14 protein-coding genes are annotated in these 15638 nt (G+C 63.5%); 7 read left to right on the forward strand and 7 right to left on the reverse strand.

The window, feature by feature from the left end; all coding sequences use genetic code 11:
• Positions 1-596: 596 nt before the first annotated feature.
• The 4 genes from ACFMO3_RS04880 (at position 597) to ACFMO3_RS04895 (ending at position 4873) form a co-directional block, all read left to right on the forward strand.
• Positions 597-1790, forward strand: coding sequence for a DNA double-strand break repair nuclease NurA (locus ACFMO3_RS04880; protein ID WP_376789313.1), 1194 nt, complete (start codon positions 597-599; stop codon positions 1788-1790).
• A gap of 79 nt (positions 1791-1869) precedes the next feature.
• Positions 1870-2502 (forward strand): hypothetical protein, encoded by a 633-nt coding sequence (locus tag ACFMO3_RS04885; protein WP_376789314.1) that lies wholly within the window; start codon positions 1870-1872, stop codon positions 2500-2502.
• A 103-nt stretch (positions 2503-2605) separates the two neighbouring features.
• Positions 2606-4321: a helicase HerA domain-containing protein gene (locus tag ACFMO3_RS04890; RefSeq protein ID WP_376789315.1), complete on the forward strand. Its 1716-nt coding sequence runs from the start codon at positions 2606-2608 to the stop codon at positions 4319-4321.
• 267 nt (positions 4322-4588) lie between these two features.
• Entirely contained in the window at positions 4589-4873 is a 285-nt protein-coding gene (locus ACFMO3_RS04895; protein WP_376789316.1) for a hypothetical protein, read from the forward strand.
• Positions 4874-4876: 3 nt separating this feature from the next.
• On the opposite strand, the gene ACFMO3_RS04900 is transcribed toward ACFMO3_RS04895, so the two are convergent.
• The 7 genes from ACFMO3_RS04900 to ACFMO3_RS04930 all read right to left on the reverse strand — a co-directional run bounded on the left by ACFMO3_RS04900 (position 4877) and on the right by ACFMO3_RS04930 (position 13872).
• Complete coding sequence (locus ACFMO3_RS04900; RefSeq protein ID WP_376789317.1) at positions 4877-6418, reverse strand: alpha-amylase family glycosyl hydrolase; 1542 nt, start codon at positions 6416-6418, stop codon at positions 4877-4879.
• 50 nt (positions 6419-6468) lie between these two features.
• Positions 6469-6675, reverse strand: coding sequence for a hypothetical protein (locus tag ACFMO3_RS04905; protein ID WP_376789318.1), 207 nt, complete (start codon positions 6673-6675; stop codon positions 6469-6471).
• Positions 6676-6699: 24 nt separating this feature from the next.
• Positions 6700-7647 (reverse strand): sugar ABC transporter permease, encoded by a 948-nt coding sequence (locus tag ACFMO3_RS04910; RefSeq protein ID WP_376789319.1) that lies wholly within the window; start codon positions 7645-7647, stop codon positions 6700-6702.
• The gene (locus ACFMO3_RS04915) at positions 7644-9008 is read right to left on the reverse strand and encodes a carbohydrate ABC transporter permease (protein ID WP_376789320.1); all 1365 of its coding nucleotides are present in this window, start codon (positions 9006-9008) and stop codon (positions 7644-7646) included. The genes ACFMO3_RS04910 and ACFMO3_RS04915 overlap by 4 nt, the downstream gene beginning before the upstream one ends.
• Before the next feature lie 93 nt (positions 9009-9101).
• Positions 9102-10427, reverse strand: a complete 1326-nt coding sequence (locus tag ACFMO3_RS04920) for an extracellular solute-binding protein (RefSeq protein ID WP_376789321.1) — start codon at positions 10425-10427, stop codon at positions 9102-9104.
• 88 nt (positions 10428-10515) lie between these two features.
• Complete coding sequence (locus ACFMO3_RS04925) at positions 10516-12852, reverse strand: alpha amylase N-terminal ig-like domain-containing protein (protein ID WP_376789322.1); 2337 nt, start codon at positions 12850-12852, stop codon at positions 10516-10518.
• 21 nt (positions 12853-12873) lie between these two features.
• On the reverse strand, positions 12874-13872 hold the full coding sequence (locus ACFMO3_RS04930; RefSeq protein WP_376789323.1) for a LacI family DNA-binding transcriptional regulator: 999 nt from the start codon (positions 13870-13872) through the stop codon (positions 12874-12876).
• 334 nt (positions 13873-14206) lie between these two features.
• Here ACFMO3_RS04930 and ACFMO3_RS04935 point away from each other — a divergent pair, with 334 nt between their 5' ends.
• From ACFMO3_RS04935 to dtd, 3 genes are all read left to right on the forward strand, one after another.
• Entirely contained in the window at positions 14207-14551 is a 345-nt protein-coding gene (locus ACFMO3_RS04935; RefSeq protein WP_376789324.1) for a hypothetical protein, read from the forward strand.
• 152 nt (positions 14552-14703) lie between these two features.
• On the forward strand, positions 14704-15105 hold the full coding sequence (locus tag ACFMO3_RS04940; RefSeq protein ID WP_376789325.1) for a hypothetical protein: 402 nt from the start codon (positions 14704-14706) through the stop codon (positions 15103-15105).
• A 17-nt stretch (positions 15106-15122) separates the two neighbouring features.
• The gene (gene dtd / locus ACFMO3_RS04945) at positions 15123-15581 is read left to right on the forward strand and encodes a D-aminoacyl-tRNA deacylase (RefSeq protein WP_376789326.1); all 459 of its coding nucleotides are present in this window, start codon (positions 15123-15125) and stop codon (positions 15579-15581) included.
• Positions 15582-15638 lie beyond the last annotated feature (57 nt).

Raw genomic sequence — 15638 nt, forward strand, 5'->3', positions numbered from 1 at the left:
TGCGAGGAGAAGAGAAAAATCCTCAAAAACCTCCATGGGCTGATCCCGTCCTCCAGTCCCCGAGGAGATCCGGCATATCCCTCCTCACACCCTCACGCCCCTTGTTACCTATCCCGGAATGGAGCCCTCCGGAACTCAGGGACAACGGCCCTGAATCGCTCCCCGGCCTGTGCGCATCGCGCTTTCCTTAAACGTAGCCGGGAAACGCCGGAAAGAAGGCGAGGGGCCCTTTCATCATCCATCCGGAGAGATGTCCGGGTAGCAAGTCGCGCAATCTCTAACTCCGATGCGCATGGGTGATTTTCGAGGTCGATGCTGGAAGCGGCAGAAGCACCCTTATTATACCCAGCCCAGCCGGATCCGTCAAAGAGGAAACCGACGCAAGCAGGAGAACGAGGAAAGCCAGAGCGGCGGGACGGATGGTCCGGCTGCATCTCTTCGCTTCGGAGGGACGCGAATGTCTTCCCCATCGGAACGGCATAAGCCTTGCCGAAACATGCCGCGCGAGGTCCGAGTTCATGACTATAATGATAGAGGGTGAAAGCCTGGTCCGGTGGGGGCCGGGGAAACGCCTTCCCTGGGCGAGGGGGTTTACAATGCTGGACTGGCGGGAGGTAAGACGGCACGTACAGGCGATGGCGGATTACGCCAGGGATCGCTTGCGCATGCATCCGCCGACGCTCCGATATGCCCTGAGCCTGCTCCATCGATTCTCTGACGATCTGGAGCGCCTGCAGCGGATGGCGCACGAAGCCCTGCAGGCAGGATGGCGCGGGGCGATCCCCTGGGGGGAGCCTCTCGCCGCCCGATTCCCCCTCCCCGCTGAACAGCCCCAGGCGCGGGTCATCGCGGCCGACGGCTCTCAGATCTATCCGGATCGCCACGGGGTCATTCCCTACTTTGTTCTGAACATCGGTTTGATCGAGATGCGCCACGGCTCGGGCGCCCCCCCTCACACCTGGCACCATCTCGTGTTTTGGTACCGAGAGGAAGAGCTTTTCACTGAGGAGGGGGAGATGCGCGCCCTGAACGACCTGGAGGCCGAGCGGGACATCCAGGAGCTGGAGCAGCTGGCGGCGGCGATGGCCCGGTGGGCCGATGATGCCTTCGGCCCACCGGTGGGGCTGGCGGACGGCCTGCTGCTTCCCTGGGCCCTGGCCCGGGGCGAACCCTTCGCGGCAGTCTCTGCGGAACGATATCGAGAGCTCTTCCAACGCGCCATTGGAGCCCTGGAATCCGCGAAGGAGACGGGGGGCGCCATCGCCGGATACGTGGATCGGCCCACAGGCCACGCGGTGCTGCGCTTGCTGGCCCTGGGGCTTCTGGATCCGCGCGAGATCTCCCGGGAGAAGGTGGCCAACTACCCGTTTGGGCAGTTGCGAGATCGGGCCCTCTTTGCCGAGCTGCTGAAGCCGGGTGAGCGCTCGGCCCTCTTCGCCCCAACATGGCCGATCAACGATCACCTGGATCGCGAAGGGCATCGCCTCCTGTTCTTCTATCTCAATGTGGGAACGGAAGACCGCCCCCATCTCGCCCGCGTGGAAATCCCGGAGTGGGTGGCCCGGGATCGGGCTCGCCTGGATCGGCTCCACCGGGCGATCTGGGATCAGTGTCGCATCCTGGCGGAAGCCCCTTATCCGTATCTGCTCACCCGGGCCCATGAGCTGGCCCGCATCCGCCCGGAAGAGCGAAAGCAACTGGAAGGGATGATCCAGGAGGCCCTCCTCCGGCGCGGCCTTCCCATCTCTATCTCCGCCAAGGCCCGTCAAAAGGAGTGGCTGGGCGGATAATACGTGGTGCTTCGTCTCATCATCCCATGATGAGGAGACCAACGGCGCAACGCCAGAGACTTTGAAGCCGGAGCCCGAGATGGCCATCCCACAGGGTCGTTCGAATCCATCCGCAGGTCCCGCATTCATCGGACGGGTGATCGAATCCAGTGCCCGCACCTTTCTGGTGGGCTGTCGGTTGACCGCTGAGGATATCCCGGCTTTCGGTTCCTTTGTCCAGACCGCCCGGGGAGAGACAACCATCATCGGTATCATTTACGATCTGATCCTCGAGGGCGATGAGCTCACCCGCATGGTCGCGCTTCAGGACGTCCCACCTCAGGAGATCCAGCAGGACATGATCGAGAACCGCAACATCCCCGTTCAGATCGGGGTGCTCACGCTGGGTTACATGCGGGACCGCTTTATATATTATGGCGTTCCCCATCAGCCACCGGCCCTGCTGGAGCCGGTTTACACCTGTCTGCCCGCCCAGATCCAGCGATTCACCGAGCAGCCGGATTTCATCCGCACCCTGGTAGAGGCCCGCGAGGCCTCCGATGATGTGCTCGCAGCGGTCGTCCGGGCCGCTGCCGCTATCCGGCCTGGACCCCATCAGCGGGACTTCCTGATCCAGGTTGGTCAGGAGCTGGTGCGACTGCTGGCCGATGAGCCCACGCGCCTCGGGCAGGTGCTGCGCCGGATCCGGATGGCGGTAGAAGCGCCCGGTTGAGCCTGAGAGGCAGACTGGGCCCCTCGGGGGATCGCACGATCCTGGAAGCCGACAGGAAAAGGCCCCTGCGGAAGGCCCATCATCAGAGGATAGGAGGCTCTTTATGGCTTCGGAACGAGCGGCGACGCGGGGAATATGGTCCGCTCCACCCGCGATGGAGGCGCGCCGGCTGGGGCGGGTGATCGGTGGTTCCCTCTCCGAGGGATTAGTGGTCAAGCTGGATCCTCGCATCGCCATCGAGGGTCTGGCGGTGGGCCGCTACGTAGTGATCCAGGGATACCGGCGGCGCTTCTTCGGGATGATCACCGATATCCGTCTGGACAGTGTCAACCCGGACCTCGCTCGCATGCCTCCGGATCCTGAGGACCCGCTGATCCGGGAGATGATGGTCGGCATCGGGGTCTTCGGCCAGATCCATGTCCAGCCCATGTTGGTTTTGGAGGAAAATGATCCCCTTCCGCGGCCCGTTAAAACCGTTCCCGCGCATTTCTCTCCGGTCTATGAAGCAACGGAGGAAGACGTCCATGCCATCTTCCGGCCCCGGGTGAAGGGGCGGGAGGAGCGGTATTTCGTGATCGGGGAGCCCCTGGATATGCCGGGGGTGCGAATCCCCCTCAACCTGGATCGCTTCGTCGAGCGCTCAAGTGGCGTGTTCGGGAAGAGTGGGACAGGGAAGACCTTCCTGACCCGGCTGCTGCTGGCCGGGGTGATCTACCACAATACCTCTGTGGCCCTGATCTTCGACATGCACAACGAATACGGATGGAGCGCCCCGGGGGAGGGAGGCCATGTCGCGGGCCTGAAGCAATTGCCCGGGTGCTTTTCCCGAGTGGCCATCGCCACCCTTGACGAGGAGTCCTCCCGGCGACGGAGCAGCCGGTATGATCTCATCGTTCGCATCGGCTACGACCAGATCGAACCGGAGGATGTCGAGCTCCTGGGCGGCGTCATCGGCCTGAACGAGGTCCAGATCGGCGCCATGTATAGCCTGCGGCGCCGGCTGGGCCGGGACTGGCTGCGGATCCTGCTGGAGGAGGATCGAGAGCTCGCGGGGGAGAACGAAAACGAGGAGGAAACGAAGACCGATCCTCTGGCGGAGCTGGTGGGGCGGGATCTGATCACCAGCGGCACCCTGGGCGCCCTCCAGCGCAAACTGGGCCTCTTTCATCGGTTCCGGTTTCTAGTCCCCCAGGCCTCTGAGGACGTGGCCCAGGCGATCCTCTCCCGGATCCTCGAGGGCCAGAGCGTGGTGCTCGAATTCGGGCGCTATGGGAACGATATGGCAGCCTATGTGCTGGTGGCCAACTACCTGACCCGTCGCATTCATGCGGAATACGTCCGCCGCAAGGAGGCTGCTCTGGGGGATTCCAGTCGGGAACCGCCGCATCTGGTGATCGTCGTCGAGGAAGCGCACAAGTTTCTGCAGCCCGGCATCGCTGAGCACACCGTGTTCGGGACCATCGCCCGGGAATTGCGCAAGTATAACGTCACGTTGCTGATTGTCGACCAGCGGCCCAGCCGGATCGACAGCGAGGTGCTCTCCCAGATCGGCACGCGGGTGCTGTGCCTGCTGGACCATGAGGAAGATGTGCGCGCTGCCCTTTCTGGGATCTCTGGGGCCTCCCGGCTGCGTGAGGTGCTGGCCCGCCTGGAGACCAAACAGCAAGCCCTGCTGCTGGGCCACGCGGTGCCCATGCCGGTGGTGGTGCGGACCCGTGATTATGACGCCTCGTTCCTAGAGGAACTGGCGCGTGGAGAGAAGGAGGAGTTCCCGGACCTGGCCGAGAAATATCTCCGCCTCACGCGGGATGACGACTGAGCCGGACGAAAGGGAACCCTCGCCTCCTGGGAAACGTCTTCTTAAGAGAAGTCATCGGCTCCTAAGAGCCAACCATTCCCATATGCTCCCAGGAGGTGTTCGATGAGGATGGGACAAGGGCATTGGATCCGGATCGCGGGGGTGCTCATGGGGGTGCTCGGGGCGTGCGCGCCGGCTCGCCCCGCGGTTTCCCCGCTGGAAGGATTCTCCCCCCTTCCCGCGCCGCATCAACCCACACCGGCACAGGGCGCTTCGGGAGGATCCCCTATGGAACCCGAACTGGAGGGGCGAATCGAGCAGGCCCGGAAAGACCTGGCCGCCCGCATAGGCGTACCGGAAGAGAAGATCCGGGTGATCGAGGCCCGGGCGGTGACTTGGCCGGACACCAGCTTGGGGTGTCCGGAGCCCGGACGGATGTATGCCCAAGTCCTCACCCCCGGCTATCGGGTTGTCCTCGAGGTGGCCGGACAGCGCTACGCCTATCACGCCGGGCGGGAGGGCCCACCCTTCCTGTGTCCGCCAGACCGGGCCCAGGAGCCCGCGGGCGGATAGGGCCTACGGGGCAGCCAGGAGCATAGCGCTCGCGCCCGGCAGTGTCACGGTGTAAGGCTGGCCGGCCTGGGCGCTGGGGAAGATCTGCCCGCTCCACAGATCCCGCAGCGTGGGGGCCGTGAAGGGGAAGGCGGGGATGGTGGCCGGTCGAGGCTCCCGGGCGAAGTTGAAAAGGGCCACCACGGCTTGATCCCCGGCCCGTCGTATAAACCCCCACGGCCCTGGCGCGGGCGCCTCCAGGGGCAGCAGCGTGAAATCCCCTTCCCGCAGTGCCGGCGTTGCCGCCCGCAGGCGGAGGAACCGCCGGTAGGTGTTGAGCAACGAGGCAGGGTCCTTCTCCTCTTCTTCCACGGAGATCCCATCGTTCGGGCGGTTCCAGCGATCGGGCGGGCGGAACCAGGTGGTCTGCCCGGGTCCCTCTCCCGCGGCATACCACTCCATCGGCTCTCGACGGTAGTTATCCCACGCTGGCGGGCCGCCCTTCTGTCCCCGCATGCCGATCTCCTCCCCGTAGTAAAGCTGGAGCGGCCCTGGCAGGGCGCTCCACAAAGCGGCTGCCAGCCGCAGGCGATCCGGATCCCCTGCCAGCTCGTTGGCCAGCCGGTTGGTATCGTGGTTGGAGAGGAAGCGGACCGCCATCCCCGTGGGCGGGAAGCGCGCGGCCTCCTCTTCGAAGAGGGCGGAGAGGAGGGCCGGATGGCCTTGGCCGGCCAGCACACCATCGCCGTTGCGGTCCGGGCTTCCCATTAGCGCGTGGTAGAGGGGGAAATCGAAAAGGGCATCGAAAACCTCAAAATACTCGCTCAGGGTGGGGACCTTCCGCTCCCAGACCTCCCCCAGAAGCAGGGCATCTGGGCGGGCAGCCCGGACTGTGGCCCGCAGCTCCACGAAGAAGGCCTTAGGCGGGAAGGTGGCGTTGTCCACCCGCAGGCCGTCCACGCCTTGCTCCAGCCAGAAGCGGGCAACGCGGGTGAGATAGCGCACCACCTCAGGGTTACGGTGGTTGAATCGCGGCATGCTGGTTACGCCATCGAAGCTGAGATACCGAGTGTGGGCTTCGTTGAGCCAGAGGAACCAATCGCTGTAAGAGGAGTCCGGATGGCCGAGAGCGTCGCGGAAGAAGGGATGCTGGCTGGAGAGATGCGAGGAGACGAAATCCAGAAGCACCCGCATCCTCCGGGCATGGGCCGCCTCGACGAGGGCCCTCAAGTCCTCGAGCGTCCCGTATTCCGGACGGACGGCGAAGTAGTCCATAACATCATAGCCATGATCGGAGGGGGAAGGGTGGATAGGCATTAGCCAGATAGCGGTGACCCCCAACTCCTGCAGATAATCCAGCCGGTCGATGATCCCCCGGAGGTCCCCGATGCCATCCCCGTTGTGATCCGCGAAGGAGCGGACGAAGATGAGATACAGCACGGCGTTCCGAAACCAACTCGGTTCGGGTGTGGCTGTCGCCGTCGGGCTCGGGAAAGGGGTAGGGGAGACGGCGGAGGGCCGCGGCACAGGCTGGCAGGCGAGGGCCACCAGCCCGAAAAGAAGCATGAAGTGCCTCTTCTTTGGGAAGCCCATTGGAAAGCCCCGGGGTGGTGGATCTAAGGCGTTGAGAACCGGGCCACGAGTGGCAAGAAGTTGATATAGCGGCGTAGCAGCAGCGAGGCCTCTGAGATATTGTTCGTCGGCGCCGGGTCTGGCTCACCCCCCCACCCCTCTACTCGCCAGATCCCCGAGAAGATCGCGGCCCCAAGCAAGAACGCCATGGCGAGCATGACCGCACGTCGGGCAGATAGGGAGCGGCTCATTTCAGCCTCCGGGTGGGAGAGGGATCAGCCCTTCGTGGCTCCAAGGGTGAGGCCTGAGACCAGCCAGCGGGAGGAATAAAGGAAAAGCAGGGTCACCGGCACCGCCACCAGGATAGAGGCGGCGGCGAACTTCCCCCACAGCACTGTGTATTGCTCCGCGAAGGTCCACAACCCCAGGGGCCAGGTATACATCGACCGCTGATGGATGATGATGCGGGCGACGATGTATTCGTTCCAGCTGGTCATGAAGTTAAACAGGAAGGCCACAGCCAGGGCAGGGGTGGAGAGGGGGCGGATGATGTGCCACAGGACGCCCAGACGGGAGGCTCCGTCGATCATCGCCGCCTCCTCCAGATCCCGTGGGATGGTGTCGTAGTAGCCTTTGAGCATCCAGATGCTGAAGGGCACGGCAGTGACGGAGTAGGCAATGATCAGGCCAAGGTAGGAGTCGATAAGGCTCAGGCGGGCGAGCATGATGAACAGAGGGAGCAATAGCATCGTCGCCGGGAACATCTGGGTGCTCAAGAGGAAGATCAACCCTGCCCCTCGCCCGGGGAAGGTGAAGCGGGAGAAAGCATAGGCCGCCGTGGCTGCCAGTAGCAGGCCCACTGTGGCGGTGGTAGCGGTGATGATCAGGCTGTTCCAGATCCAGAGATAGAACTCCGTCGGCCGCCCTGGCCGTCCCACCAGCAGCTCCAGATAATTGGCCAGGGTGGCGTCCTCGGGGATGATGGCCAGGCTTGTGGTGAGCAGGCGATTGGCCGGGCGCAGCGAGATGGTCACTACCCGGAGGACGGGATAAACAGCGATCCCACAAGCCATCCACAGTGCCAAGTGGATGAAGAAGCGCCTCAGGGGGCTGTCGCCCCGGGGCCGACGGAGAAAAGCTCGCAGCCGAGGGCGGGCCGCCGCGCGAGCCGGCGCCGCTGGTGCCTCCACAGCGATCGAGGGGAACATCCCTTCGCGCTTCATTCGTAAACCCCCTGCATGCCCTTGGTCACCCGTAGGTAGATCACCGCCCAGGCCAGCAAGATGAAGAAGAGTACCAAGGCGAAGGCAGCACCGAATCCATAGCGATAGAACTGGAAGACCGCCTTATAAAGAGAGGAAACCAGGATGTCCGTCTTCTCCTGTGGTCCCCCTTGAGTGACCAGGTAGATCACCTCAAAGCGGTTGAAGGTCCAGATGGTCCCCAGAATGGTTGCCGGCACCAGGACCGGCCGCAGCAGCGGTAGCGTGATATGGCGGAACTGCTGCCACTTGCTGGCCCCGTCGATCTCCGCCGCTTCATAGTATTCCTGGGAGATCCCCTGCAGCCCGCCCAGGATCACCACCATCATGAAGGGGATCCCCAGCCACACATTCGTCATCACCACCGAGATGAACGCCCAAGTGGGATCCTGGCGCCAGGGGACCGGGTGAATGGCCTGAGCAAGGGTATCGAAGAGATCGAAGACAAGGGGGACGGAAGCCGTGCGGGCGGCCAGATCTTGGAACAGTTCCTGGGCGTTGCGCAGCAGGATGTTGAAAACGCCGTAGCGGTAGTCAAACTCATTGCGCCATGCCATGGCGGTGATGGTCGAGGGGACGGCCCAGGGCAGGATGAGGAGGGCCCGGTAGAGGCCGCGCAGACGCATCGGTCGGTTGAGCAGCAGGGCCAGGACCAGCCCCCCCGTCACGTGGAGGGACACGTTGAGGAAGGTCCACAGCACCGTCCGCCCAAACACCTCGAAGAACGTGGCGTCTTTGGCGATGGGGCCCGTGAAAACCTTGACGAAGTTCTCCATGCCGTAACGCAGCCCGAACTCGGGGTCCTGAGCGGTATACATCGCCATGTTCGAGAAGGCCAGACGCACCTCAAAGAGGAAGGGGATGATGATCAGAAAGCTCACCCCGAGGAGGGCAGGGAGGATGAGCACGTAGGCCAGACCCAGGCGGGAGGGGCGGGGCTCCCCGGTCCCATAGATCGCTGCCTCCAATCCGAGGATCGCCAGGAAGGGAGCGAGCAAGCGCCACGGCATCGGTGCGAGCGCGGACCAGGTGGCCCATATCCGCTCCGGCAGGGTCACCCAGGGAGAAAGCCGGAGGGCGGCGATCAGGTCGGCGATCAACCCCACCCGCTCCAAGAATCGAAGGGTTACTAAAAGGATCAGCCCGGCCAGCAGCAGCTGGACTCCCCGGGCAAACACTGCGGCGGGGAGGGAGCGAGGCCGCCGGAAGAAAAGCAAGTAAACGTAGCCTTCCAGCAGAGCCACCCCGAGGGTGAGCCCCGCCAGAAAACCCAAGACTTGGCTAAGGGATCGAGCCATCAACTCCGGGGTGAGAGCACCCATCCATCACCTCCTGAAAGCGGCCGCTTGCGGCTCCCATCGAACACAGGGGGCGAGGAGCCGTTGCTCCTCGCCCCCTGCTGGCTTACTTCGATGTTATTTCTTCCCCAGCTCGGCCACACACTTCTCGGCGGCCTCCTGCATCGCCTTGGCGGCGTCGGCTGGCTGGAGCTTGCCTGCCATCACCCCCTCCAGGTTCGGCCGCATGGCATCCCAGGCGCAGCGCATCTCCGGGGCCGCAGGCATAGGCCGGCCCAGCAGCAGCTGCTCGAAGGAGCCCTTCAGGATGGGATCCTTCTGGATGGTTGGGTCGTCCTTCAGGGCTTTCAGAGAGGGCAGCCGCTTGAACTGCTCGATCCACTTCTTCTGAACATCGGCCGAGGTCATGTAGGCCACGAAGGTCCGCACCGCCTCCAGCTTGGCGGGGTCCTTGAGGACGGCCTTGGAGACCATCCAGTATTTCCCGCCGGTCATCGGGGTGGGATACTTCCCGGTGGCGGTGACCTTCGGGATAGGAGCCACCCCCAGCTTGTCGCCCAGGGCCTGAGCGTAGCCGCCCAGGGACCAGTCGCCATTGATGATCATCGCCGCCTTGCCCTCCTTAAAGAGGGTGTCGGCGCAGTTGTAATCGCACTCCTGCGGCACCACCTTATGCTTAAACTTCAAGTCCTGGACGAACTGCAACGCCTTCACCGTGCCCTCGTTGTTGAAGGCCGGCTTGTCATTCTCATCCAGGGGCCACGCCCCAAAGGCGCCCAGCCAGGGGGCCAACCAGAAAGGCTCGTTCAGGTTGTAGGCGAAGCCCTGGACGTCACCTCGGGTGAGCTGCTGGGCCAGCTTGATCAACTCATCTGTATCCTTCGGGGGCTCCTTCACCAAGTCCTTATTGTAGAGCAGCATCAAGTGGTTGCCGTAGTTGTCAGGGACTCCCCAGATCTCCCCCTTCACTCGGGTAGCATTGAGAGCCTCGGGGATGAACTGGTCCAGGAAGGCCTGATCGAAGACCTCGGTGGCCTTGGCGATGATGCCCAGGGCGCTGAAGGGGCCGGCGAAGTCATTAGGCACGCGGACCAGCTCAGGGGCGGAGCCGGCCAGCCCGGCTGCCTGGAACTGGTCGCGCAGCTGCTCGTTCTCATAGTGCACCCGCTCCACGGTGATGTTGGGGTGGGCTTTCATAAAATCAGCCACCAGCTGGTCCAGGAAGGCGTCCACCTCCTCATTCTCCTGCTCCCAGAAGGTGATCTTCACCTTCGGGGCGGCAGTGGGGGTGGGGGACGGCGCTTGGGTCGGCTGCCCGGTGGGCGCCGGCGCCGCCGTGGGGCTGGGTGCGGCCGCCGGTGTGGCCGCCGGCCCGCACGCTGACAACAGCAGGCCCGCCAGGACGAGGGCCGCCATCACCACATAGAGACGCCGCGGAACCATCTTCCACCTCCTTAACAAGATATAGGGAATCCTCTGCCACAGGGGCACCTGCAGGCGCCGCCTGAAGCGTGCTCCGCCGGACTCGCCTTTACCATTGCCAGGTATCGATGAAGGACGTCGAGCCGGAGCAAGGCAACGTGCGCACGTGATTGGATCCGCCCTCCCAGATCACCGAGCCGTCAGGGTTCTTGACGATGTATTTGTATTCGATCGCCGCGCACTTGCTATAGTCCGTGAAGTAGACCGTCCCGGACCAGGTGTTCGAATTGACCCAGGAGAGCGGCCGGGCCTTTGCCGGATCCCAGAACCCCAGCTCGGGGGTGTTGCCCACTACAAAGATGTTCTGTCCGTAGGCGGTCACGAATCCCTGCACCGTGAAGGTCACCTGGACGTCATTGGTCGTGCCGGCCACCAGGATGGTCCCTCCCGTGGCAGGGACAGGCACAGCCACCGCGCCACCGGAGACGACATACTGCCCGCCGTTCCATAGGTCGGTGACACGGGTTCCGTCGCTCAGATAGCCCGATGCAGGGAGGCTGAGAGTGCGGGCCGAGCTGCTGTTGTTCAAGGCCACCATCAGCTTGTGAGTGCTGTTCCAGCGCCGGTAGCCGTATACCCCGTTGGCGTCATCAAGGGGCACCCCGTGGGCAATGTTCCCTGTGCGCAGAGCGGCATAGACGGAACGGATGCGGATCAGCCGCTTCACATCGGCCCGCAAAGCGTTGTCCTCTTGCCCCCAGGGATAGGTGCGCCGGTTGTCCGGATCGTTGGCCCCCGTCAGGCCGACCTCGTCTCCATAGTAGATCGTGGGCGCGCCTGGATAGGTCATCAAGAAAAGATAAGCCAGCCGCAACCGGCTCTTGTCCCCGCCGGCATCGTAAAGGAAACGCGCCGTGTCGTGGGAATCCAGCAAGTTCATCAGCGCATACCAGGCTTGGGGTGGGTAGTCCTCCTGGATGGCCAGCAGGCGGTTGTGGAAGGCACTGGGTGAGATGGTGCGCTTGGCGATGAAGTCGGTGAGGGCAAACTTCAGACGATAGTTCATCACGCTGTCCATCTCGCGCCCGGTGAGGTATTCGCTGGCATCCCCCCACACCTCTCCGATCACCGCGGCGTCGGCCTTGGTCGCCTTCACCGCCGCCCGGAATCCCTGCCAGAAGCTATGGCTCACCTCATCGGCTACGTCCAGCCGCCAGCCGTCGGCCCCCTGGCTCAGCCAGTAGCGGGCCACCGAATCCGAGCTGTTGTAGACGTAATCTCGCACCGCCTGGATCTCCGTCCACTCCGGCAGCGTGGCGAAGCCCCACCAGCTGGCATAATCGGGCGACCCCAGGATGCCTTGCAGGGGGCTGTCCCAGTTCACCTGGGGCTCACCCGCGTCCCAGAGGTGGTTGCGGTTGATGTCGTCGAACCAGCGAATGGGATAGCGGTAAACCGTATACCAGGACCAATAGGGGGAGGACGAGCCCCGGGCCACCACGTCCTGGAAGAAGGGATGGGCCACGCTGGTATGGTTGAAAACCCCGTCCAGGATCAGGCGGATACCCCAGTTGTGGGCCGAGGCAGCCAGGTTCTGGAACCCAATGAGATCCCCGAAATGGGGATCGATCCGCTTATGGTCCACCGTGTCGTATTTGTGGTTCGAAGGGGCCTGGAAGATGGGGTTCAGGTAGATCGCCGTCACCCCCAGATCCTGGAGGACCCCCAGCTTGGCCCGCACTCCCTGGAGATCCCCCCCGTAGAAGTCCCGGCCCCGGGGCGGGTTCTCGGGCAGGTCAAACCAGTTGGTGTGGAAAAGGACACTGTCGCCGTAGACCTTCTCACTGGAGGTAGGATCGTTGGCCGTGTTGCCGTTGTAGAAGCGGTCGGGGAAGATTTGGTAGATCACCGCGTTCTTCAGCCAATCAGGGGTAGCGAAGTTGGGATCGTAGACGGTAATGTTGTAGTCGTTGGCCTGGGCGTCGGACTCGCTGCCGTAGGCTGCGCCCCAGCCCCCGTCTCGGGCTCCGTCGTCGGCGTAGTAGGCCACCGCGCTCCCATCATAGATACGGAAGTGATACCAGAGGACAGTGGGGGTGCTCTGGGCGGGGATCGTCGCCTCCCAGTAATCATAGGTGGCATCGTTGGTGACCCAGGACATGGGGTAAAGCTCCTCGCGGCCGGCAGCGCTGTTCCACACCCGGACGGTGGCCCCGGTGATATCGTAACGGTAGACCCGCAGCCGCAGCCGGACCGCCTGGCCGGTAGGCACCGCCATGGTCGGGTTGCGGTAGAAGGGGTCGCGGCTGTTGTGCCCCAGTCCGTACCATTCCACGTTGTTGTCGTGGGTGGCCGCCCGGGCCCGCCAAGGGGTCGGGACCGCAAGGGCCGCGACCAGCAGCGCCAGGATCACCCCCCATCGAGGCCATCGGTTCTGGGTTCTCATGGCTCCCTCCTGGAAAGTGATTCAGGGGCGGGCGGGACCGGTAGAGCCCCGCACCACCAGTCGGGCAGGGATCAGAACCTGGATGGGGGGGGCCTCCGGCTCCTGCAGCCGGCGGGCCAGGGCCTCCGCCGCCGCCTCAGCGATCCGCTCCACATAGAGGTTGATCGTGGTCAGCGGGGGATCCGCCAACGCCGCCAGCGGGGAATCCGAACACCCGATCACCGAGACATCCTCCGGGATGCGCAGGCCCCACTCCTTCAGGGCGCGCAGCACCGTGAGCGCCGGGATATCATGGGTGATGATTGCCGTGATGGCATGCCCTTTGGACCAGAGCGCCTCCAACGCCCGCACCGTCCCGGCCTCGGTCCCATCGGTCTCCACCACCAAGGCAGTGTTCCTCTCCAGGCCATATTCCTTGAGATAAGCCAGATACGCCTGCAGACGAATCGCGGAATAGCCGAACTCCAGCGGCTCTGCCAGATAGGCGATCCGCCGGTGCCCCAGGGCAAGCAAATGCTCCAGTGCCAGCCGCGCCGTCTGGGCAAAATCCGTATCCACTATATCCACTCCTTCTATCTCATCAGGCCGCCCGATCGAGACGAAAGGAACGTCCAGCTCTTTCAGGAGGGCGATGCGCTCATCCTGACGGCGGACCATCATCAGCAGCCAGCCATCGCAGATCCCGGTGGCGGCAAAACGCTCGAAGGATTCCCGATCGTGACTGATCTGAAGGAGGAAATTAAAGCCAGAGCGGCTAACGGCCTGGGCAATGGCGCCAAAATACTGGAGGTTCAGGGGATCGAAGGACTCTGGGGTGAGCAGGGCGGAAAGGGCCACCGTGTTCGTCCGACGGGCCGCCAGGCTCTTGGCGGCGAAATTCGGGCGGTATTTGAGGCGTTCGACTGCCTCTAACACCCGCGCCACAGTCTCCGGCTTGAACCGGCCCTTATTGTTCAGGATGTTGGAGACCGTGGTGATGGAAACGCCCGCTTCCCGCGCGATGTCATAAATCGTGGGCATGCCCTTCCCCGCCTGCAGGAGACTCCCGGCCGGAACACCCGCCTTCGCACTCGCCGAGGATCATCCAACCGTCCACTGACTCCCAACACGGGACGTTGGTTGATGAAGCGCTTTTGTAAAGCGCTTTTATTTTATGGGGGTCCATAGGATCTGTCAAGAGGGGTCGGCGAGGTTTGGGGTGGGGAGCAAGATGTGGGAAGAGGGTATCCTGGACGCCCTTGCATCCTCCAGACTGTGGGCAGGGAGGAGGATCCGGTGTGCCGAGGGGTGAATTTGTCGGACCGACTTGGATCGCATATACTCGGTAGCAGGATTCCCCGTGAGGAAAACCGCAATGGCTGAAGAATCTCTCCAGAAAGGACGCCGGGGACGCCGGCGGACCAACCCGCTGGAGCGCTACGCGGCCGATGTCATCGCCAAGCAGCTTTTCCTGGAAGATCTGGCAGTGGCGGCTATCGATTTCGACACCCTGGCCGCCTACTATCCGGAGCTCACGCCAGAACAGCTGCGCGGGCGTCTGGGGATTGCCACCAAACGGGCTCTGCTGGAGGACGTGGCGGATATCATCCTGGATCCCCCGGATGAGGGGGAAGGTCCCGAGCAGATGCGTTTGAATATCCTGGATCTGGATCGCTTCGCGGAGATTGTCCACGAGGAGATGACCGTCGAGGTGATGTAAGCCGATGGGAAAGGATGTCCCCATGGAGGGGATACAGGGGGAGGGACAGCCGAAGAGGTCCCTCCTCCCTTGTTTATCCGGGATGGAAGAAAGGTTTCAGAGAGGCGATGAAAGAAGAGAGCAAGGATCCGGTGAATCCTGGAGGGATTGCCATGAGCGGGCTGCTTATCCTTCACAGCCTTTGGCGCTGGGCTGTTCTTCTGGCTGTCCTGGGCGCGCTCTATGGATTAATTCAGGAAGCTCGGGGGGTTGAGCCTGCTGCTCGGTGGAAGCCATTCATTCGTTTTTATCCAGTGATCCTAGACATCCAAGTCGCTCTGGGAATTCTGCTCTGGTTGGCCCAGCGTCTCGGGGGCGGGCCGCTGATCCCGATTCAGGTGATCCATCCGGTCTGGGGCCTGCTGGCGGCCGGGGCTGCCCACGCTGCGGCCGCCTTCCGGGAGCGAGAGAATCCGATCCGCGCCCGCGGGATGCTGATCGCTTACACCCTTTCCCTGGCTCTGATCCTGATCGCCCTGGCCAGCGTAGGGGCCTTTCCCTTCGGACGACGTTAGCCGGAGAGAAGGACACGATGCGCGTCCTGATTCAGCGGGTTCGCTATGGGGCCGTTCACGTGGGGGGAGAAACTGTGGCCCGCATCGGACCCGGGGTGGTGTTGTTGGTAGGGGTTACCCATACGGACACCCCGGTGGAGGCGGACTGGCTGGCGAAGAAAGTAGCCCACCTTCGGATCTTCGAGGACGAAGCCGGAAAGATGAACCGCTCATTAAAAGAGATGGGGGGAGAAGCCCTGGTCGTCTCTCAGTTCACGCTGTACGCGGATCCTTATGAAGGGCGGCGCCCCAGCTTGATCCATGCCGCCCCGCCCGAGCACGCCCGGCCTCTCATCGAACGCTTCGCCGAGTCCCTGCGGGCGGAAGGCATCCCAGTCCAGACGGGCGTTTTCGGGGCCCATATGCTGGTGGAGATCCACAATGACGGACCGGTCACCATCTGGCTGGAACGCTCCGCGGGCAGCCATCCCGGGTAAAACCGTTCGGAGGCGGGATGAGGGGCTTCACGGCCCGTCCCATCCCCCCGAATGCCC

Source organism: Thermoflexus sp. (genome assembly GCF_042408815.1).
Lineage (GTDB): Bacteria > Chloroflexota > Anaerolineae > Thermoflexales > Thermoflexaceae > Thermoflexus.